Origin of the sequence: Pseudomonas sp. FGI182 (assembly GCF_000511325.1) — a bacterium.
Classification (GTDB): domain Bacteria; phylum Pseudomonadota; class Gammaproteobacteria; order Pseudomonadales; family Pseudomonadaceae; genus Aquipseudomonas; species Aquipseudomonas putida_Z.
On sequence record NZ_CP007012.1, the window covers coordinates 4,536,771 to 4,556,825 of the forward strand.

Annotated in this window: 15 protein-coding genes; 1 reads left to right on the forward strand and 14 read right to left on the reverse strand. The window is 67.0% G+C overall.

Going from position 1 to position 20,055, the window contains the following annotated elements; all coding sequences use genetic code 11:
- Window positions 1-25: 25 nt before the first annotated feature.
- The 14 genes from C163_RS19960 to tagH form a co-directional block, all read right to left on the reverse strand.
- On the reverse strand, window positions 26-466 hold the full coding sequence (locus C163_RS19960) for a hypothetical protein (protein ID WP_025340299.1): 441 nt from the start codon (window positions 464-466) through the stop codon (window positions 26-28).
- A complete protein-coding gene (locus C163_RS19965; protein ID WP_038408275.1) occupies window positions 463-1,356 on the reverse strand; it encodes a hypothetical protein in 894 nt (297 codons plus the stop codon). Before C163_RS19965 ends, C163_RS19960 begins: the two co-directional genes overlap by 4 nt.
- Window positions 1,357-1,481: 125 nt before the next feature.
- Window positions 1,482-2,387, reverse strand: coding sequence for a type VI secretion system-associated lipoprotein TagQ (tagQ, locus tag C163_RS19970; RefSeq protein ID WP_025340301.1), 906 nt, complete (start codon window positions 2,385-2,387; stop codon window positions 1,482-1,484).
- Window positions 2,388-2,458: 71 nt separating this feature from the next.
- Window positions 2,459-4,246 (reverse strand): SUMF1/EgtB/PvdO family nonheme iron enzyme, encoded by a 1,788-nt coding sequence (locus C163_RS19975; RefSeq protein ID WP_025340302.1) that lies wholly within the window; start codon window positions 4,244-4,246, stop codon window positions 2,459-2,461.
- Window positions 4,239-5,441, reverse strand: coding sequence for an FtsX-like permease family protein (locus C163_RS19980; RefSeq protein ID WP_025340303.1), 1,203 nt, complete (start codon window positions 5,439-5,441; stop codon window positions 4,239-4,241). Before C163_RS19980 ends, C163_RS19975 begins: the two co-directional genes overlap by 8 nt.
- Window positions 5,441-6,145, reverse strand: coding sequence for an ATP-binding cassette domain-containing protein (locus C163_RS19985; protein WP_025340304.1), 705 nt, complete (start codon window positions 6,143-6,145; stop codon window positions 5,441-5,443). Before C163_RS19985 ends, C163_RS19980 begins: the two co-directional genes overlap by 1 nt.
- On the reverse strand, window positions 6,145-9,162 hold the full coding sequence (locus C163_RS19990) for a serine/threonine-protein kinase (RefSeq protein ID WP_025340305.1): 3,018 nt from the start codon (window positions 9,160-9,162) through the stop codon (window positions 6,145-6,147). The genes C163_RS19985 and C163_RS19990 overlap by 1 nt, the downstream gene beginning before the upstream one ends.
- Window positions 9,159-9,878, reverse strand: a complete 720-nt coding sequence (locus C163_RS19995) for a PP2C family serine/threonine-protein phosphatase (RefSeq protein ID WP_025340306.1) — start codon at window positions 9,876-9,878, stop codon at window positions 9,159-9,161. Before C163_RS19995 ends, C163_RS19990 begins: the two co-directional genes overlap by 4 nt.
- Window positions 9,875-10,531 (reverse strand): type VI secretion system-associated protein TagF, encoded by a 657-nt coding sequence (tagF, locus tag C163_RS20000; protein ID WP_025340307.1) that lies wholly within the window; start codon window positions 10,529-10,531, stop codon window positions 9,875-9,877. The genes C163_RS19995 and tagF overlap by 4 nt, the downstream gene beginning before the upstream one ends.
- Complete coding sequence (tssM, locus tag C163_RS20005) at window positions 10,528-14,037, reverse strand: type VI secretion system membrane subunit TssM (protein ID WP_025340308.1); 3,510 nt, start codon at window positions 14,035-14,037, stop codon at window positions 10,528-10,530. Before tssM ends, tagF begins: the two co-directional genes overlap by 4 nt.
- Window positions 14,034-15,341 (reverse strand): DotU family type VI secretion system protein, encoded by a 1,308-nt coding sequence (locus C163_RS20010; protein WP_025340309.1) that lies wholly within the window; start codon window positions 15,339-15,341, stop codon window positions 14,034-14,036. The genes tssM and C163_RS20010 overlap by 4 nt, the downstream gene beginning before the upstream one ends.
- A gap of 6 nt (window positions 15,342-15,347) precedes the next feature.
- Window positions 15,348-16,682, reverse strand: coding sequence for a type VI secretion system baseplate subunit TssK (gene tssK / locus C163_RS20015; RefSeq protein WP_025340310.1), 1,335 nt, complete (start codon window positions 16,680-16,682; stop codon window positions 15,348-15,350).
- A gap of 15 nt (window positions 16,683-16,697) precedes the next feature.
- Window positions 16,698-17,195 carry a type VI secretion system lipoprotein TssJ gene (gene tssJ / locus C163_RS20020; RefSeq protein WP_025340311.1) on the reverse strand — a complete coding sequence of 166 codons (498 nt, stop codon included), beginning with the start codon at window positions 17,193-17,195 and terminating at the stop codon, window positions 16,698-16,700.
- A gap of 39 nt (window positions 17,196-17,234) precedes the next feature.
- The gene (tagH, locus tag C163_RS20025; protein ID WP_025340312.1) at window positions 17,235-18,593 is read right to left on the reverse strand and encodes a type VI secretion system-associated FHA domain protein TagH; all 1,359 of its coding nucleotides are present in this window, start codon (window positions 18,591-18,593) and stop codon (window positions 17,235-17,237) included.
- Window positions 18,594-18,989: 396 nt separating this feature from the next.
- Between tagH and tssA the strand changes: the two genes are divergently transcribed.
- A complete protein-coding gene (gene tssA / locus C163_RS20030; protein WP_025340313.1) occupies window positions 18,990-20,027 on the forward strand; it encodes a type VI secretion system protein TssA in 1,038 nt (345 codons plus the stop codon).
- Window positions 20,028-20,055 lie beyond the last annotated feature (28 nt).

The following is a 20,055-nucleotide window of genomic DNA, read 5'->3' on the forward strand; positions in this document are numbered from 1 at the left end:
CCCCTCGTTACATCAGAGAAAGGTGTCATTTAGAGGTTTTTGCCGCGCGACGGTTGAATTTACGGATGTCCCGATACTCCACCAGGCGCACGCGCATCTCGCGGTAACGCTGGCTGTTGATGATCAGCAGAGCCAGCAAACCGAACACCAGGACGGAAATGTACGCCCCCATGTGCGGGCGATAACCGTAGCTGGGCAATGCGGCGAGCAAGGCAACCACGAGGATGCCGATCACACCGCGCACGCCCCAGACAAAGCCACGCACCATGGCGATATGCGAGGCGGCACTCACTACACCGGCTGCCGCCAGCACCATCACCGAGAGTTCAGGGTCTGAGCTGCGCATATAGGTGGAGAACACCAGCGAGACGGTGCCACCCAGCGCCATGCAGGAAAAGAAAAACTCGGCAATGAACACGCCGAAATAACGGGAAAGAAACGCTTGCAGCTCCTGGTCACGGGTCACTCGGTAATCTCCTCGTAAAGCCCCACGGCAACCGATTGCACGAAGCTACTGCTGCCAAAGCCCGACAAGCCGCCTATCGAGTCTTTGATCAAGGTACGCGTGGCATGCTGAATTTCGGTAGGGGTAAAACGTTTGATCGCAGTTCCCGCCGCTTGCTTCAGCTTGAGCTGCTTGGCAGTGAGCGACGGATGCTTGATGAGCAGAAGCTCCTCGGCCAGCGCCTTGCGTTGCTGCCGCGACAGGCTATGGAACAGCTCCCTCCAGCCCTTGCCGGTAGCCGCTTTGCGAGCCTGCAGGAACCGCACGGTGTTCAGGCTCGATGCGCCCACACCTGCCAGCGCGACGCCGTCCAGTATGCTCATCACGGTCTGGACCGTGTCGTTACTGTCGAGCCAGTCGTTCTGCCCTGGGTCGAACACTTCGTTGAACACTCGGTACCCGCCCATCATGCACTGCCCGGTACCCGCAGCCGCGGCGGCATAACCGACCGCCGTCAACACCATGCTGGCGCCGCCAGTGAACGGTACGGCAATGGTGCCACTGAACATGACGACCCAACCAAGGTAGGCCGAGAGGCAACCCAGACTGGCGTTCACGGCCTCTGCCATCACCTTGCGCTCACGCGCGCCGGTTTGCAGCTGGGTCATGAACTGTTCAGGTGACTTGTAAGGTGCTGCCTCCTGCAGAATCACACGCTTGGGCGCAATGCTGCAGATAGGCTTGAATTCGCGCAGGACGATCACGTTGTACTCGGCATCGATATAGACAACACCAGCACCCACGATACCCGGGTCGGCATCGATGGCCCTGAACAGCTTCTGCTGGTCGACGGTCAACAACAGCCGCTGACGCGCCATTTGCTGGCGGTAACCGCCCAGGGCGCCGGACATCAGATCAGTCACGACAACTCTCCTTGATTCGAAAAGCCGCTGCGCCGGCCCACGCACGCCCCGTGCAGGTCAGGCGACCTGCCAGGGGCTGCACGTGCACCGGCGCGAGCGCAACGGAGCGTGGGTTACACGTTCGGGCAAGGCACCGGCGCCCAGTCACCCATGTCGGGGCTGCGGCACATCTTGTTGACCTGGTCGACGCCAGCATTGGCCACCTGCTGGGCCTCGGCTTTCTTGGTAGTGGCCTTCTGCAGGGTCTTCTCGGTGGCGACCGCCTCTTGCGGCACGTTCGTGTTCACCTTGACGGCCTGGGTCTTCTTCTTGCCAGTGGTGGTCTTTGGCGGCTCAGCCACGGTTGCCACATCGGTACGAGCCACACCAACCTGCTTGAGGTCCTGCTCGTAGGCCTGGGTGTAGTTGTCGAGGTTTTCCGCAACGCGGCCGTTGACGGTGGCCAGCAGCTTGTTCGACTCCTGCAGGCCCGAGACGATCTCGGCCAGGCGCTTGCGCCCTTCGGTGTCGTTGATGCGGTTGGCCTTGCGGCCGTCGATCAGGCTGGTGAACTCACGCTGGTAGCAGCTCTGCGAAGCCTTGGCATAGGCCGTGGTGCGGTCCAGGTCGGCAGCGCTCTTGTCGATGTCGGTGGCGTACGAGGCAATGCGCTGCTTGTCGTCACTGATCTGCTTCTGGCGCTCGGTGTAGTAACCGGCCGCACCGCCCACCAAGGCACCACCCGCCGCACCGATGGCAGCGTTACGGCCGCGGTTGTCACCATCGACCAGGGCGCCGGTCAAGGCACCGCCGAGGGCCCCGATGACGGCGCCTGTGGCAACCGAGCGGGTCATGTCACCGTCGGTGGAGCGCAGGTGCTGCACGGGCTCGTAGCAGCTCGGGTAGTACTCGACCTTGGTCGTGGCACCAACCTTGGACACCGGAGAGCTGGAGCAGCCCGCCAGCAGGACAGTGCTGAAACCGGCGGCGAGCAGCAGGGCGGAACGGGCATGAGTAGCCGTGAAGATGGTCTTGAACATGTCACTTTCTCACGTGGGTGGTTAAAACGGGGGGCTTCATGCCACCCCGCGGTTGCGTCAGGCAGAAGCCACTACGAAGGCCGCGCGGCGGCCGATGCCAGGAGCTCCTTGAGGATCGTTGCCGGGTCGGCGCGCCGGTTCTGGCGGTACTCCCCAACATGGCGAACGAACAGGGTCGCGCGGCTAACCAGGCTCTTGCCCAGGACCGGCTTGCGATTGAGTTCTTCCTTGACCCGCTGGAACTGCGCCTGGATCACCGCATCGGTGTAGCGCGTACCACTGGCCAGGTTGTCGATGTAGATCGCCACGGCGCCATCGAGGGCGGCGCGGCCGTTGGCGATGGCTGCGGCGTACATGCTCACGGTGGTCTGGTCGCCACGCGCCTTGGCCTCGGCCTGGGTGTTGCGCAGGTTGGTCAGGCGAATGTTGTAGTTGTTGATGGTCTCGGCCACCAGCGCGGCGGACTGGATCAAGTTGCCGGCAGCCTCTTCGCGCTGGCGACCGATCAGCGAAACGCTGCGCTTGAGTTCTTCGTTGACCAGCCCCAGCTCGGCCTGCTGGCGCGGGTCGGCGGTGGCGGCGATGATGCTGTCCAGGCGCTCGGTCGGGTCCTGCACGGCATCAATATCGTCGGTCAGGCTGGCCAGGCGCCCTTCCTTTTGCCACTGCTCGAACAGTTCCTGGTAACGCGAACGGGGTGCCGACAAGGCGCCGATGGCCACCCGGAAGCCTGTGGTCTCGTTGCGCTGCTCGGTACCGTCAGCGCCGAACAGCGGGTACTCGCGGCGCATGCCGGTAAACAGCGTGCCCTCGCCTTCCAGGTAGTTGCCGCCCTTGACCACGAAGCCGCCATAGGCGCCTTGCAAGCGGCCGGCATGCACCAGCTGGAACGACTCCTGAACCATTTCGGCGGCATTGCCGATCACATCGAACAGCCCCAGCGGGTTCGGCAGCCGGGTACCGATCGGCATCAGGCGTGCGGCCTGCCCGGTGCCGCCAGCCACCTGGTTGAACACTGCCCAGTCGCCAAGCGGCCCGTCGCTGTCACTGCCCTGGACCTTGCGCGGGAACAGCCGCCCTTCCAGTTCCTGGCGGCTTACCGCAGAGCCGCCACGGGCAGCGAACTCCCACTCCACTTCGGTGGGCAGGCGCACAAAACCGACCCCGCCGTCCTCGGCCTTGCTGCCCCGGCCACTGACCGGCAGCAGGTCACGGTGATGCTTGAGCAGCCAGGCACTGTAGACCGCGGCAAAGCGCTCGGCCTCGAAACGCGACAGCTTGACCTTGGGCAGCCGCCCCGCCGCCGTGGTATCGGGCTGACAGGCCGGCGCCGCCTCGCCGCTGGCCAGCGACTGGGCCTGAGCCATCACCTGGGCATACTGCCGGGCGCTGACCTCGTACTTGCCAATGAAATACATCATCGGCTTGAGCGGGCCAGCCTGGTCGAGTTCGGGCAGGCTGGGGGCGACGGCCTTCTGCCAGGCGGGCGAAAGGTCCTGGAGGCTGAACTGGCCATTGATGAAGTCACGCCGATAACCGGAAATGAACGACTGCTGGTAGCCGGCCTCGCCCTCGCTGAACGGGTAGCCGAGGTTGACCTCGCGGTCGTCCAGGCTACCCTGGGCCAGCACGTAGACGCTGCGCAGTACCAGTTCGCCGCCGCATGGCAGCGGCAGGCTGACGTCGCCCGGCAAGGGCTTGGGGTTGTCCAGCTTGCTGGTGTCGACCGGCTGTGCCGGGGCGCTGGCGGCAGCGGCGTTGGCCGGCTTGGCAGGCGGCTCGTCGGTACCCGGCGAACAGGCCGCCAGGCCCAGCGTGGTCAGAAGCAGGGCCGTAGCCCCGAGGCGAAGTTCAGACATCACGAATTCCTTGACTGGCATCGATGCGCGTTACCCGCCAGCCACCCAGGGCAGCAGCGGCTGTGCTGGCCAGCAGCACCGCAGACAACGCAACGAAGTAATGCATGGGCAACAGATGGCTGGCGTATTCGCCTGGCACCTGCGTGAAGATCCGGTTGAGGCCCTGCTCGGCCAGCAGGTACAGGGCGCCGGCAACTGCGGCCGCCAGCACGCCGCTGTACAGCGCCTGCAGCACCACGAACAGCAGCAGCGCGGCCGTGCCGAACCCCAGCAGGCGCAGCACCGCCAGCTCACGCTGCTTGCGCTGTACCGCCGCCACCGCGCCAGCGGCGATGGCTGCCACGGCACCGGCCACGGCCAGGCTGGTGATGATCCAGAACACCAGGTCAAGGTTGCGGCTCAGGGCCTGCACCTGGGCGATCTGCGCTGCCTGGGTCGATACCAGCCACTTGCGTTCGGCGAAATAGGCGCGCAGCGTCTCGACATCAGCCAGCCCACGGGCATACAGGCGAAACGCCGGGTATATCCGCTGCGCATCATTGCCTGCGGCCTCCCCCGGCCAGCCCAGCGCCGGCACGCCGCGCCCGTCGCGGTAGTCCTCGACCGCTTCGAGCAGGGCCAGGGAAGCAAACAGGCCATCGCGCTCGAACGCCGCCAACGGCAGCACGGCAGCTACCTGCAGGCGCGTCTGGCGCCATTGCACCTGGCCGGCCTGCTGCCGGCTGAAGCTGGCCTGTAGCTCATCACCGGCAGCGGCACCGAGCTTCTCGGCAGCGGTAAAGCTCAGTACCACCTGCTGCAGGCCCTGCGGCGGCGGCACCTGTTGCAACAAGGGGTCACCGGCAGCGGTCGGCAGCATCTCGACGGTTACCGCACGCCCCTTGGCAGGCAGCAGCAGCTCTGCAGTGGCGGCGATCTGCCGGGTCCGCGCGATGGCGAAGGCGACGTCCGGTCGCTGCCCCAGGGCATCGATGAAATCGGCGCGGAAACGGCCCCCGCCCAAGGGAATGATCTCGCGTACGCTCGGGTCGCGTTGCAGCCGCTCGGTCAGGCTGCCGACCAGGCCGAACTTGAGACCGAACAGCACCAGCAACGGCGCGATCACCGCGACCAGCGCCAGCACGCTGCACGCCGACAGCCGCGCATCGTTGCGGTAGTCCTGCCAGGCCAGGCCGGCGATCAGCCACGGGCGCATCAGACGGCCTGCGCCAAGGTGGCGGTGACGCCGCCGTCGGCATCGCGCCGGCAGGCCATGCGCAGCACGCTCAACCCGGCCCGGCGCGCCAGCGCTTCGTCATGGGTGGCGAGCACGCAGGTCACCTGGCGCGCCTGTGCCTCGCGCAGCAGCAACTGCATGACCCGCTCGGCGTTCACCGGGTCCAGCGCTGCGGTAGGCTCGTCGGCCAGCAACAATGCCGGCGCATGCGCCAGGGCCCGGGCGCAGCTGACACGCTGACGTTGCCCCAGCGACAACGCGGCAGGTTTCTTGGCCAGCTGGTCACGCACGTCCAGCGCCTCGGCCAGGCGTTCGACGCTGCCGTCCTCGCCCAGCCCCAACAGCTGCCGTGGCAGGCGGATATTGCCGCGCACATCGAGGAAACCGAGCAATCCGCCGGCCTGCAGCACGTAACCCAGCTGGCGGCTGCGCAGCGCCGCCAACTGGTCGAGGCGGCGCTGGCGCCACAGGCCAGCCACATCGGCGCCGGCGAAGACGAAGCCCTCGGCGGCATCCGGCGCCAGCACCAGCGCCAGCAGGTCGAGCAAGGTACTCTTGCCGCAGCCGCTGGGGCCGACCAGGGCCACCCGTGCGCCTGCCGCCAGCTGCAGCCGGTCGATCTGCAGGCTGTAGCGCTGGGCACCCTGGCCGCGCGTCTTGTGCACCGCGTGCAGGCTGATCATCACGGCAGCGTCGACAGCGGTACACGGTACAGGGCATCGCCCGGCTCGGCCTTGCCGAAGCGCACCCAGTTGGCCATGTCGTTGTGGAAGGTTTCGTACAGGCGGATCTTCGAATCCAGCTCGTCGATGAAATCCTCCTGTTCGGCCACCGACAGCGACAGCCACAGGTCCTCGGTCATGCTCAGGGACTTGCTGCGGTACGGCAGGCCTTCGAGGTATTCGCCCAGTACCCCGCCCTGGGCCAGGTTTGCGCCCTTGCGCAGGGCACCCGGATCGCGGCTCATGTAGGCGCTCGCGCTGGCGATCTCGTTGAAGAAATCACCCGGTGAACTGCGGGTCTTGCGCGCGGCATCGACGATCAGCTTCAGCGACTGCTGCAGGTCATTGAGCTGCAGCTTGGTCAGCATCACACACACCTGCAGGCTCGGCAACGCCGGGTTGGCCAGGTCATGGTCGGCGGCCCAGGCGCTGACCAGCTGCGGCGCCTGGCTGGCGCCGTTACGGCCGAGGAAGTCCATATGCATGGCATAACCGATCGCCTGGGACTTCGCCGCCAGGCTCGCGCCCGAGCCCAACTGGGGCAACGGCTGTGGCTGCTGTTCACGCACCTGGTGCACCAGTTCGGCGAACGTCGAGCCGATCTCGCGCACGCGCTCGCCAAAGGCGCCCACATCGCCGCCCGGCACAGCCACGTACAGGTCACCGATCTGCGGGTTGCTGTCGGCGGTAAGCACGCGGTACTGGCTTTCGGCAGCGCCATGGTTTTTCACACCGGCCGGGGTGCGCAGGTGCAGGGCGTAGATCCTGATCTGCTTGCTCAACGCAGCCTGGCGAACCTCGGCCTCGTTCATCTGCGTGCTGCTGTAAGGGTCGTTCTTGCGCAGGGCACCGGCATCGCTGACCAGCAGGACGATGCGCCCGCCATAGCCCGACCAGTCCATGCCCTCCACGGCCTGCATCACGCCGGCAAAGGCATCTTCGTTGAACGAATGGCTGGAGACGCTGGTGGCCTTGACCTGCGCGGCAGCCTTGAGGAAGCGCGCCGGGTCGCGGCCCTCCTCCAGGCTGACCAGGGTCTTGCTCAGGTAGTCCAGGCCCGGGGTGCGCTTGACGCTGTTGCGAAAGCCCACCAGGCCGAAGCTGACATTGCCCAGCTCGCCCCGTGCAGCCAGTTGCGCCTGCAGTTCGCTGACCACCTGGCGCACGCGGTCGATGTAGGGTTGCATCGACACCGACGTGTCGACCACCAGGACGATGCCGGTACGGAAGCGGTTGTCCGTTGCCACGGCCGCACCGGCAGCCGTGGCCGCCTGGCTGCGAACGCTGCTGCCGGGGTCGATGGAGGCGACGTTGAGCAACTGCACCGGCTGGCCGTCGGCGCCGAAGCTTTCGCGGTAGTCGAAGATCGGCATCAGGTAGAACTGGTTCTGCGGCACCGCACTGGCGGCGGGCTCCAGGGCCAGCACCTGGGGCACCTGGTCGGGCTCGTTCTGCGCCTTGAGCAGGTCGGCGCGGGCCTTGCCGGTGTCGTCGAGCAGTTGCTGCAGGTCATCGGCCTGGCGCATGAACATCACCGGTGAACGGCCGGAACGCTCGGTAAACTTCAGCACCAGGCTTTGCTTCCAGTCGCTGGTTTGTGCCGCAGGCAACCAGCCGTCGCGCTGGCCGCTGCTGGAGGCGCCAACTTCCAGCCAGGGCTGGCCGTCGATGTCCTTGCGCTGGTACACGTACAGCACCGAGAACGCCGGCAGCGGTTCACCGGCGCTGTCACCGGGCCGCGCGCGCAGTTGCGCTTCGGGCTTGCTCAGCACGCGTTGGAACAGGGTTTTCTTGCCCGGCATCAACAAAGGCCGGCCGTCTTCGCTGGCCGCTGGCGGTGGAGCGGTTGGCGTCAGCGGTTCGCTCGCGGTTTGCGCCACGGGTGGCTGCACATCCGGTTGGTCGCTGCCACTGCGCAACCAGAACAAGGTCGCGCCCAGGCCCAGCGCCGCGGCTATGGCCACGGCCAGCATGGCCTTGGCCGGCATGCCCGAGGCTGGTTTCGGCGGCGCAGCGGGCCTGGGCCGGGACGGCTCCTTTGCAGGCGTGGGTGAGGCGACCGGCTCGGCCGTGGCCTGCGGAATATCGATGGACACCGGCGTCAGGCCGCCAAGGTCTGCCTTGCCCGGCATCGCGACCGGCAACGGCCGGACCACTGTGCTGTCCTGGTCATCGGCAGGCAAGCGGTCGAGTGCGGCCAGCAACGCGTCGGCATCGGCGAAGCGTTGATCGGGGTCCTTGGCCAGCAGCCCGCGCAGGATGCCCTGGTAGCGCCCGTGCTCGATGGGCAGCTCCGGTAGTGGCTCGGTCAGGTGGGCCAGTGCGGTCGACAACGCATCGGTGCCACGGTAGGGCAGCTCGCCGACAAGGATCTCGTACAGCACCACCCCAAGCGCATACAGGTCGGCGCGGCCGTCGATGTCCATGCCCCGCGCCTGCTCCGGGCTCATGTAGCTCGGGGTGCCGACAGCGAAGCCAGCCTGGGTGAACTGGGTGCGGTCATCCAGCGACTTGGCGATGCCAAAGTCCGAGAGCACCGCCGTGCCATCGGCGCGGAACAGGATGTTGGCCGGTTTCACGTCGCGGTGCACCAACCCCTGGCCGTGGGCATAACCCAGCGCCTGGGCGATCTGCCGCACGTACAGCAAGCCCTGCTCGGGTGCAAGCCCGGCGGCGATGCGCTCCTTGAGGGTGCCGCTGGGCAGGTACTCCATGGCCATGTAGTACAGCTCGCCGACGTTGCCGATGTCATGGATGGTGGCGATGTGCGGGTGCGCCAGCCGCGCCAGGGTGCGCCCTTCGCGCAGGAAGCGCTCGCAGAAGGTAGGGTCGGCGGCAAGGCTCGCGGCCATCACCTTCAGCGCCACCTTGCGCTGCAGCGAGCGCTGGGTGGCCAGGTAGACGCTGGCCATGGCGCCCTGGCCAATCTCGCTGTCGATGTCGAATCCGGGAATCTGCATGTTCGGGGTGCTCTTCATTTCGCCTTCACCACCACGGCGGTGATGTTGTCAGGGGCGCCACGGGTCAGCCCCAGGTGCACCAGGCTGCGGACCACCTGATAGGGGTCGGCGTGGCCGAGCACGTCGGCGATCTCGTGGTCTTCGGCGGTCTTGTTCAAGCCGTCGCTGCACAGCAGGTAGGTGTCGCCCGGCTGTACCTGCACATCCACCGCCTGGAGTTCGAGCTGGTCCTCGACGCCGATGGCGCGGGTGACGATGTTGCCGCGCGGGTGCACGCGGGCTTCGGCCTCGTTGAGCAGGCCGCTGTCCTGCAGTTCCTGGACATAGCTGTGGTCGTGCGACAGGCGCTCGATGCGGCCATCGCGCAGCCGATACAGGCGGCTGTCACCGGCCCACAGGCCTACCGCCCGGTCGCCGCGGGCGGCCAGGATCACCACCGTGCTGCCCATCATCGCCACGCCCCGGCGCAAGGTCTCCTCGCGTACGGCGCTATTGACCTGGGCCAAGGTGTCGCGCAGGGCCTGGGTGAAATCCTCCAACCCATCGATGAGCGGCAACTGGCGCAGGCTGTCCACGGCCAGGCTGCTCACATAGTCGCCGGCGGCATGCCCACCCATGCCGTCGGCAACGGCCCACAGGCCATCCCAGGTCAGCTCCAGGCAGGCGTCTTCGTTGATCTTGCGGACCATGCCTACATGGCTGTAGCTGGCCGCGCTGTAGTGCACGCGGCTCATGCTGGACTCGCCTCGCTGCCCAGCAGGAACGCGGCGAACTGCTCGCTGCGCGGCAGGCCCTGGCTACGCAGCAGGCCAGGTGCGATCCGCTCGCTGCCCAGGCCCCACCACAGGCTCATGCCTTCGCAGGCACATTCGGCCAGGGCCAACGCCCTGCCCTGCGGCGTGCTGCCGTCGAGCCGCTGCAACCCGCCCACGGCTAGACGTGGCCCCTGCAGCAGCGGCCGGGGTTGGTCGAAAGGCTGCAAGGCTGCCTCGAAATGCTCGAAAGCCGCATCCGCTTCAAGCGTGCCCAGCAACGCCGCCTCGACACCTTCGAACCACTCATCGGCCCCACCAACGATGCCTGCGATCGCCACCCCGGGCTCCAGCACCTGCGCCACGCTCAGCGGAAAATACCGCCCCACCCGGTCGATGCTCGGCATCAGCACGCCGACCACCGCGTCCGGGCCACACACCCCAGGCGCCAGGGCAAAGCGCCACAACGGGCTGACCAGGTAGGCCTGCAGCCAGGCCTCGCCAAGCGCCTGCTGGCTGGCCTGGATACCGGCGGCCAGCCACTGGTCCCAGGGCTGGATGAAGGTCTGCGGCAAGCCACGGCTGACGAAGTCGCCGCGGCAGGCCAGTTTTCCGTAGAAACCCACGTCGTTCACAGATGCTCCGGCAGGCTGAAACCGCTGACCACTCGGCTGCGGAACGGGTTGAAGGCGCTGCTGGCACGCAGCTCGTACGACACGCTGGCGCCATCCACGCGCAAACGCAGGTTGAAACGCTCCGGCGAGCTGCCAGCCACCAGGTCGGCCTGGTCGAGCAGGCGGAACCACGCCCATGGGCCCTCCACGGTCAGCCCCGAACGGCCGCTGGCCGATGGCGGCGCGATCGACAGGCGAACCACGCCGATGCTGTTCGGGTTGGGCCACTGCAACGCCACCGGGCGGCTCGGGCCGTGGTCGTAGCTGACTTGCTGGCCGTCGAGATCGAGCAGGAACTGGGTGATGCTCGCGTCCATCGCCACCGGCTTGAGCTCGAAACGCACGCTTGGCTGCAGGCCGTTACCGCTGCGGAAGAACGCATCGCGGATGGTCGCCGCGCGCTGGAAGGTGTACAGCACATTGCCGCTGATCCCGAGCTTCTGCGCAGCGCCCGGCTGCCAGCTCCAGGGCGTGCTGGAAGTATTGACGTAGGGCTGCAGGTACTTGCGGAAGTAGTTGTCCATCACCCCACCGACCCCGAAGAACTGGCCGAAGTCTTCCAGGGTGGCGTCGCGCGAACTGCCGGCCACCAGCGGGTAGCGGCCGCTGAGCGACTGGCGGTAGACATTCAGCACTTCGCTGGCCCAGGCGGCATTGAGCTGGTTGCGCACCCCGCCCATGACGATGCCATGGGTCGAGCCGAGTACCGAACTGACCAGGTTCTGCACCACCCTGGGCTGGCGCGCCGCGCCCAGGGCTACCCGTTGCGCCGCAGCCTGGGCCTGGTTCTTGGCCTCGCCGAGCAAGGCGTCGCCGCTGGCACCGACCATGGCGCTGACCTGCACGTAGAGCGCATTGAGGTCGGTGAGCAAGCCGTCGATGGCGGCGGGCTGGCCTTCACCGCTGCCAACCAGCGTGGCCAGCTCGGCGAAGTGCGCGGTCACCGGGTCCTGCGTGCGGGCTGCGGGGCTGTCGACGGGCAGCGGCGCGTCGCCGAGCAGCCCGCCAAGGCGCTGGCGCAGCTGGTCGACACCGGCCTGCTCGGCCTTGTCCTGGACCTTGTCGAGCGTGGTCGGCTGCGCCAGGTTGGTTTCACGGGCCACCGCCTGCAGCAGCTGCTTCATCGGCGAGGTCGGCCCGGACAGCACCCGCAGCACGTCGGCGGCTTGGCCAACGCTGGTGACAGGCACGACGTCCAGGTCGTCGAGCAGGGCATCCCAGTGGCGGATGTAATCCTGGTAGTAGAGTTGCTGCACATCGTCGGCCAGGCGTTTGGCATCGCCCGCTTCGCCCGGCGCGCGGCCCAGTACCCAGCGTTCCTCGGCCAGCGTGGTGCTCTGCGCCAGGCTGGCGGCGAGAAATGCCTGGCGGTAGCCCTGCACGGTGAACAGCCCCGGCAGCGGCTCGCTCAGCGGCTTGCCGCTCTTGAAGCGAAACACCAGGGCGGCATCACGCCCGGCAGCGTCGCTGACGCGGAAGTCTTCGACCCCGCCTGGCAGCTTCTGGCGCTTGACCCGGTCGTAAACACGCTGGGCCACCGGCAACTGCTGCAGCTGGCGACGGGTGTCGTCGATCAGGCGCTGGTCCAGGCGTGCGTTCGGCGGACGTTTCTCGAACAGCGCCGCCAGGTGCTGCCCCAGGGCTTGGCGCAGGTCGGGCGCAAGGTCGCGGGGTAACTGGCGCTCCCAGTCGAGGGTGATCCAGGCCTTGATGAAGTCTGGGTCGTAGTGCTCGGCATCGGCCAGCATCAGGTAGGCCTTGAGCCCTTCGTAGAGGTAATCGGATGGCCCCCCGGCATACAGCTGTTCCTCGATGCGGGTGACCAGGCGCGGGGCGAAAATGGCGATCAGCAGCTTGCGGTACAGGCTCTGCGATTCGCTTTCGAGCATGTCGCCCTGGTACAGGCCCAGGCCCTCGGCCCAGTTGGGAGGGTCGTCGGCCAGGTGGCGGACGGCGTTCAGCAGCGGCAGCACGTCGACCACGTTGCGCTGCGCAGGGCTCAGGCCTTGCACGCTTTTGCCCAGTGGCTGAAGGCGGCTGTCGACTTCGGCGATGTATTGCTGGTTGGCCCGATAACTGAGGGCCCACAAGGTCCCGACCAGCAGCACCAGCGCCACGCTCACGGCCAGCGCACCACGGGCGATCCACCGGCGCCGCCGCTCCACCTTGGGGTTGCTGCCAACCAGGCCGCGCTCGGCGAAGGCCACGGCAGTGAACAACCGCTCGATGAAATAGCTGCGCCCGCTACCGCTCTGGCGTGCCAGGTGCGCACGATCCAGGCCCATGCTCTGGGCCATGCTGCCGATCAGCCGGTCGATGGGGCTGCCTTCCTGGGTGCCGCTGGTGAAGTACACACCACGCAGTAACGCCCGTGCCTCGAAGGCGTTGGGCTTGAAGATGCCGTCGAGGAAGGCCTTGAGGTTGCCACGCAGGGCGGCGAACTGTTGCACGAAGCCATAGACAAGGTCGCGTCGGGCCGGGTCGCGTTCCTGTTGCAGGCGCTCGACCAGGCGCTCGCCGAGCCGCCGTTCGAGCAATGCGAACTCGTTGTCGAACTGCGCCAACGGGCCGTCAGCGCCCTGCTCGAGAGTATCCAGCGGGAAGGTCATGCCCCACACCTGGGCGCGTTCGTCCTTGCCCAGGTTGTCGAAGAACTCCATGAAGCCCGGCACCAGGTCGAGCTTGGTCAGCATCAGGTACACCGGGAAGCGCACGCCCAGCTGACTGTACAGCTCCTGGATGCGCGCGCGGATCGCCGCGGCGTGGGCGGCGCGCTCGGCGTCGCTGCCCAGCAGCAGGTCGGACAGGCTGATGGCGATGAATGCACCGTCGATGGGGCGGCGCGAGCGCTGGGTCTTGAGCAGGTCGAGAAAGCCCAGCCAGGCCGCCTTGTCGACCTGGGCGTGGCTGTCCTGGGTGGTGTAGCGGCCGGCAGTGTCGAGCAGCACCGCCTGGTCGGTGAACCACCAGTCGCAGTTGCGCGTGCCGCCCACACCGCGGATGGCGCCCTCGCCCAGTTGCGCGGCCAGCGGGAAGTGCAGGCCGGAATTGACCAGCGCGGTGGTCTTGCCAGAGCCGGGCGGGCCGATGATCACGTACCACGGCAGCTCGTAAAGATTGCGACGCTCGTCACCGCCCAAACGGGCCTTCTTCAACAGGGCCAAGGCCTCGTCCATGCGCTGGCGCAGCGCCGCCAGCTCTTCGGTGGTGGCCACGCTGGCAGGGTCCGGGGCGGTTTCTGCGGCCAGGCTCTGCATGACCTTGGCCGCCTGCCGGCGCGCCTGCACGATGCGCCAGGCGCGGTAGCCGCCCCACAGGGCGAACAGCAGGACGATCAGCAGCCAGCGTGGCGTGGGCGACGCCAGCATGTCCAGCAACGGCCCGACGAACCAGATGATCAGGCTCAGGGCGATCAGGCCCAGCAGCGGGATCACCCAGCGAATGACAAAACTGAAAAACGCCTTCACTCGACGCCCTCCGCCAGAACGGTGATTTCAACCCGGCGATTCTTCGCCCGGCCCTGCGCGGTGTCGTTCGACGCCAGTGGTTCGGTGTCGCTCAGCCCTTGGGCGCTGAAGCGCTCGGGTTGCCCGGTGCGCGCGGCGAGGATGCCCTTGACCTCTTCGGCGCGCGCTTGCGACAGCGCCCAGTTGGACGGGAAGCGCAACGTCGCGATGCGCTGGTTGTCGCTGTGCCCGGTGACCCGGACATTGCCCTTGACCTTGGCCACAGCCTCGGCGATGCGCAGCATCAGCGGCTGGAAATCGCCCTTGATGCTGGCGCTGGCGCTGGCGAACAGCTCGTCACCGCGAATGGTCACCACCGAGCGGTCGACCGCGTCTTCGACGGAAACCCGGCCGGCCTTGATGTCATCGGCGAGGAACCCGGCCAGGCGCGGGCGCTCCACGGGCTTGGGCTGCAGCACCGGGCGGTCCATGGCTTGTACCGGGATTTCGCCCAGCGCGTGGATACCCCGGAACACCGGCTCGGCATCGGCGGCCAGCTTCAGGCGCAGGCCGAACAACAGCAGCAACAGCAATGCCGCTGCCACCGCCAGGCCCACCCATGGCGGCACGAACTGGGCCAGGCGGTCACGGCTGACAGCCACCCCACGCCAGTGTGGCGAGAGTTCGCGCTCACGCTCGCCACGGGCACTGCGAATTGCCGCAGCGGTACGCTCGCGCAGCGCTTCGAGCTGGGCGCGGCCATCGTTCATGACCCGGTAGCGGCCCTCGAAGCCGAGGCTGGTGCACAGGTACAACAGCTCCAGCAGGTTGAGGCGTTCGCGCGGGCTCTGCAGGCAATGCTCCATCAGCTGGAACACCTTCTCACCGCCCCAGGCCTCGTTGTGCACCGTGATCAGCAAGCTCTGGCGGCTCCAGTCGCTGGCACTGCCCCACGGCGTGCTGAGCACTGCCTCGTCCAGCGCGGTGCATAGCGCATAGCGCGCCAGCAGCACCTCGTTGCGCACCACCCCGGCGGTTTCGGCACGGGTCTCGAACTGGCGCAGATAGGCCAGCAACTGCGCCCGCAGGCTGGCCGGCGCCGAATGAGCGATGGTGTTGCGCAGGCGGGTAAGCAAGGCCAGCAACGGCCCGGCCGCCTGCTCGAGCGGGTTGACACCCACGCCCTGGCCAGGCGCCAGGGGCTCGGCCGGTACCTGCAACGGCGGCGGCTGCGGCGCTGGCGCGGCGGGTTGCGGGGCAGCACGGCCACCGGGGCGCGGCATGAACTGGGTACGGTCGTTGGCCTGCGGATCTTCCGGGTGCATCACGGGTTATCCTCGAATGGCCCAGAAGGCCAGGCTCAGGCCGGGGAACTCGCCGGCGACGTAGAAGGCAAAGCCACCGGAGTGTTGCAACTGCTTCCAGTGCTCGCTACCCCGGTCGAGCTCGAAGTAGGTGGAGCCGGCATGGAACGGGATCTGCCGGGGCGCCACCGGCAACGGCAGCAGGCCGATGCCCGGCAGTTGCAGGTTGACCAGGTCGCGGATGTGCTCCACCGAGCCGATCTTGCTCTGTTGGCCAAAGCGGCTACGCAGCGTCTCGCTGGGCACATCGGCACGCACCACCAGGACGAAACTGGCGCTGTCGAGCAGGCTGCGGTCGGCAAGCATGCCAACGTGGATACCGTAGGCCTTCTCGACGATGGGAATGGCCACCGCCTTGCTGTCGATCAGCGTCGACAAGGCCTCGCGCAAGGCTGCCATCACTGGCGCGAAGGTCGCCGCCAGGTCGTCGTGTTGATACACCGGGAAGCTGTGCGGGCGGCGGCCATCGCGGGTGAAGGTGGCGAACTCGCCAGCCAGGGCCACCAGCTCGCTGTACAGCCGCTCGGGGTGCAGCGGGCTCAGCTGGTTGAGGTGTTCGACCAGCGGCTGGGCGCGGTTGACCAGTTGCAGCAGCATGAAGTCGGCAATTTCCGACGCCCCGCCATTGGCCGAGGCGACCACCCTGCCCGCCAGCGCTTCGCCACGTTGGTGCAGCAGGCCCAGCAGCTCGCCGCAGAAGCCGGACAGTTGCTGGCTGGCCGCCACGTCGAGTACCGGCGGGATGTAGCTGTCATCCACCACCAGCGCGCGGTCGGCGCGCTTTTCGCGGATGCGCAGCATGCCGAGGGCGGCGTAGTCGCTCAGGCCGTCCTCGCTGCGCAGCAGGCGCAGGGCGCGGCTGCCGAGGGCCAGCGGGGCACGGTTCTCGAACGGCGCGTTGTCGTCACGCACCTCGCTGACACGGCTGACATAGCGGGCGCCAGCGACGGCTTCGCCCTCGTCGACGGTGTCGCGGGCCCCCGCCCGCTTGAGTGGCAGCCCCAGGTGGACAACGCCATCGCGCAGATCGTCGGGCACTTCCAGCGGCGCAGGTGGCAGGTCGTCGCGGGGGATGTCGAACGGCGTGCCGTCGGGCAGCAAGCCGCGGGCGCTGAGAATCGCCACCTTGCCCTGGGCAAGCAGGCCCTGGTCGAGCAGCAGCTCGGAGAAACCCCAGGCGGCCACGCTCAGCGGCCGGTTGCGGGCGTCGACCAGGTGTTCGAGGTAGCGATCATGCTGTTGGAAATGCTGGGTCGTGATGAACATGCCTTCCGACCACACCACGCGATTGTTCCAGGACATGGGGACTCCGATTGCCTAGCGGGCAGGTTCAGGTTGTGGGGTGGCCACGGCGCTGCGCACGGCACGCACATCGAGGCTGATCTGATAGTCCCGCGGCGGCACCGGCAGCACGCTGCGCCACTGGGCCTGGTCGATCTCGCGGTAACCGACCACCAGGCCGATGTGGCGAGTGGCAGGGTCGAGCGGACGTTCCAGGCGCAACTGGCCGCCGGGCTGCAACAGCACTTCGTCCTGGTCGATCAGGTCGGCGCCGAGGGTGGCCTGGGCGCGCTCGGCCAGGGCGAAGTAGTCGGCGCGGGCAAATGCGGCGCTGTTCTTCAGCTCGTACAGGCGCACCCGTACCGGCGCAGGCGTGCCGCCAGGGCCCGGGTTCAGCCCCTCGGCGGCACTGAAATACAGGGTCACGGCTGCGCTGTCCGGTGCACTGTCGGCAGCGGGGGCAACCGGCGTGTCCTTGCTGCAGGCAGCCAGCAGCACCAGGCTCAGGGCTGCGACCAGTCGTATTGCTTTCATCCTTGTCCTCTTGACGTACCGTGGTCTTCCTGGGGGCGCTCAACTACGTTGCAAACGGCTGCTGTGGGCCTCGTAGGCGCGGCTGAATTCGCGGCCGAACAGTTCCTGGAAATCGTCTTCGGCTTCACGGGAGATCTGCCCGTAAAGCTCGGTGAACTGCTGCCAGCAGTGGGCCTGGCGCGAGCCACCGAACAACTTGGCCAGCCCCGCCGCAGGTGCCAGGCGCTGCTCCAGGCGCGCCGGCTGGAAACACGCGAGCAGGTGCTTGATTGCGGCCTGCACGCCCGCCATCACCGCCAGCTGGTGGGCGCGCACATCATCGAAGCTTTCGCGCACGGCCTGGTCCGGCGCCATGAACGCCTGGTTACCGTGACGCAGCAACAGCAGCAACGCCTCGTCGGCATTGGGGGCGAACTTCAGCGGGTTGTTCTGCACCGGGGCGATGGTGGTCTGCTGCATGCGGAACTCGCCCTTCAGGCTGCTGCGTGCACGCAACACGTCGATCAGGCCCTCCACCATCAAGCGGTAGCTCTGGCCGATGGCCTCCATTTGCGCGGCGGCGTCGGCGGCGTCGATGCGCAGGTGCTCGATACCGGCGCCGCGCAGGAACGCCTGCAGCAACGCATCGCTGCTTGCGGCTGGCGCAGGTGCGGCGACTGGTTCGCTTGCAGCAGGCTGTGCAGGCACTGCAGGAACGGCTGGCGCAGGCGGCGCAGTCGGGGTCGGGGTCGGGGTCGGGGTCGGAGCCGGTGCCGAGCCGAACAGGTTCCAGTCTTCCGGGATCATCCCCGGCGCAGCCGGTTCGGCGGCCGGGGCAGGTGCCACCACCGGGGTTGGCGGGCGGAAGTCGTGCTGCTGAGCCGGCACATGGTCGGGCTGGCTGACCGGCGGCACGCTCGAGGGGCCGAGGAAGTCGAACAGGTCAGGCAGCGTGTCGTGGTTCGACGCACCTTGCAGGAACGCAGCCGGCGCACCGGAAATCGGCGGGGCGGGAACGGCCGGGGCCGCCACCTGGTTGGCCATCAGCGCCTCGAAACTGTGTACCTGGGGTTCGCCCTCCAGGGCGCCAGGCAGGTTCACGTCGATGCGCGCCTGTATCTCGTATTCCCCAATACGGATAACTTCGCCATCCAGCAACTGCTCACTGTTACCGCGACGCAAGCGAATACCGGCACGAACTAATTCCACACCGTTCGTACTGTCATCGGTCAAAAAATATCGCCCGTCCTTGAACTGGATCACACAATGCCGGGCCGATACCAACCGCTCGGGGTCAGGAAGTACCCAGTCATTATCCGCCGCACGGCCAAGCGTGATGGCACCGGTTTCCAGCCGCATCTCCGGGCATTGCCCGGGAGTAATCTTGTGGTAACTAGTGATAGTTAGGCAAAGTGCCATCACGCCTCCATGCATCCATTTAAAACATCAATCCATCCATTTGAGTTGTTTCCCCACAACCACTCAAATACAGCTGCACCCCTTGATTTACGGGGGCTTCGTGCACACAACCGAACATACGACGGCTATTCAACGCTAATGCCGAGGCTAACCGAATGGAATCGGACGAGTGGTGCTCGGTAACTGCCAACGGATTCACAGCTGGCACTCGGGGGCGCGTAGCTTACCTTGACACTCGCGAATAAATAAACCATAAATGCGCAACTTCGAAGTGCCAAAATAATATCACCATGATATCACCCCGGCACTCTTTGGAAAGTTTGTGCGCCAGTTCACACTTGCAACTTCGCACAACAACACGCCCTCACCAAGGGCCGATATGGAGATCGAATTCTGGTGAACGCATCGCCGCTGCTCGCCGCTGTTTCCGCTGACTTTCCCTGCGGCGATGACCTCGAATATGACGCCGAGTTTCTGCAACTGGAGCGTGACGCCCAGGGCCGCCCCGAGCGCGTCATGGGCGACGCCGTCCAGCCTGCCGAGCCACCACAGTGGCGCGATATCGAGCAGGCAAGCACGACCCTGCTGCAACGCAGCAAGGACCTGCGCATCACCCATTTCCTGCTTCAGGCCAACCTGGCCCTGCACGGCCTCCCAGGGCTTGCCGCCAGCTTGGAACTGATCCGCGATCTGCTCGGCGAATACTGGCTGCACCTACACCCACAACTGGACGCCGCCGACGACAACGACCCTACGGTACGGGTCAACGCCCTGGCCGGCCTGGCCTGCGACACCAACATCGCGCTGCTGCGTGACGCCGTGCTGGTGCGCTCCCGTGCCTTTGGCCCGGTCACCCTGCGCGCGGCACTGCACGCCGCAGGCGTGCAGCATTTCGCCAGCGAACAGCTCAGCGCCGAGGAACTGGCCGCCGCCCTGCGTGACGCCGACGCCGACCAGCTGCAGCAATGCCAAGAGGCGCTGCGGCTGGCCCGCGAGGCGGTGGACGCCATCGAGAGCCGGGTCAACGACCAGGTCGGGTCGGCCAGCGGTATCGATTTGTCAGCCTTGCGCCAGCCGCTGCGCCAGGTGCAGCAGGTACTGGCTGACTACTGCCCCGACGGGGCGGGCCCAGCCCCGCAAGCCGATGACACGTCGGCTGCCGAGCGCGATGACGAGCGGCAGGCGACTGCCAGTGCCGCCCCGGGCACACGGCCGGCTGCCCGCCCTGGTGAAGTCAACAGCCGCGAAGACGTGCAGCAGAGCCTTGACCGCCTGCTGCAGTACTACGCCCGCCACGAACCATCAAGCCCGCTGCCGGTACTGCTGCACCGGGCGAAGAAGCTGGTCCATGCCGATTTCGCAACCATTGTGCGCGACCTGATCCCCGATGGCTGGTCGCAATTCGAGAACCTGCGCGGCCCCGAGGACAACTGACGTCCTCGGCCCGCATCAACACCGACGC

What these genes read in the sequence shown, in the direction of transcription:
- C163_RS19965 (WP_038408275.1), bottom strand. Translation starts at nt 1,356, where the DNA reads ATGTCCGGCGCCCTGGGCGGTTACCGCCAGCAAATGGCGCGTCAGCGG.
- tagQ (WP_025340301.1), bottom strand. Translation starts at nt 2,387, where the DNA reads ATGTTCAAGACCATCTTCACGGCTACTCATGCCCGTTCCGCCCTGCTG.
- C163_RS19975 (WP_025340302.1), bottom strand. Translation starts at nt 4,246, where the DNA reads ATGTCTGAACTTCGCCTCGGGGCTACGGCCCTGCTTCTGACCACGCTG.
- C163_RS19980 (WP_025340303.1), bottom strand. Translation starts at nt 5,441, where the DNA reads ATGCGCCCGTGGCTGATCGCCGGCCTGGCCTGGCAGGACTACCGCAAC.
- C163_RS19985 (WP_025340304.1), bottom strand. Translation starts at nt 6,145, where the DNA reads ATGATCAGCCTGCACGCGGTGCACAAGACGCGCGGCCAGGGTGCCCAG.
- C163_RS19990 (WP_025340305.1), bottom strand. Translation starts at nt 9,162, where the DNA reads ATGAAGAGCACCCCGAACATGCAGATTCCCGGATTCGACATCGACAGC.
- C163_RS19995 (WP_025340306.1), bottom strand. Translation starts at nt 9,878, where the DNA reads ATGAGCCGCGTGCACTACAGCGCGGCCAGCTACAGCCATGTAGGCATG.
- C163_RS20010 (WP_025340309.1), bottom strand. Translation starts at nt 15,341, where the DNA reads ATGCACCCGGAAGATCCGCAGGCCAACGACCGTACCCAGTTCATGCCG.
- tssK (WP_025340310.1), bottom strand. Translation starts at nt 16,682, where the DNA reads ATGTCCTGGAACAATCGCGTGGTGTGGTCGGAAGGCATGTTCATCACG.
- tssJ (WP_025340311.1), bottom strand. Translation starts at nt 17,195, where the DNA reads ATGAAAGCAATACGACTGGTCGCAGCCCTGAGCCTGGTGCTGCTGGCT.
- tagH (WP_025340312.1), bottom strand. Translation starts at nt 18,593, where the DNA reads ATGGCACTTTGCCTAACTATCACTAGTTACCACAAGATTACTCCCGGG.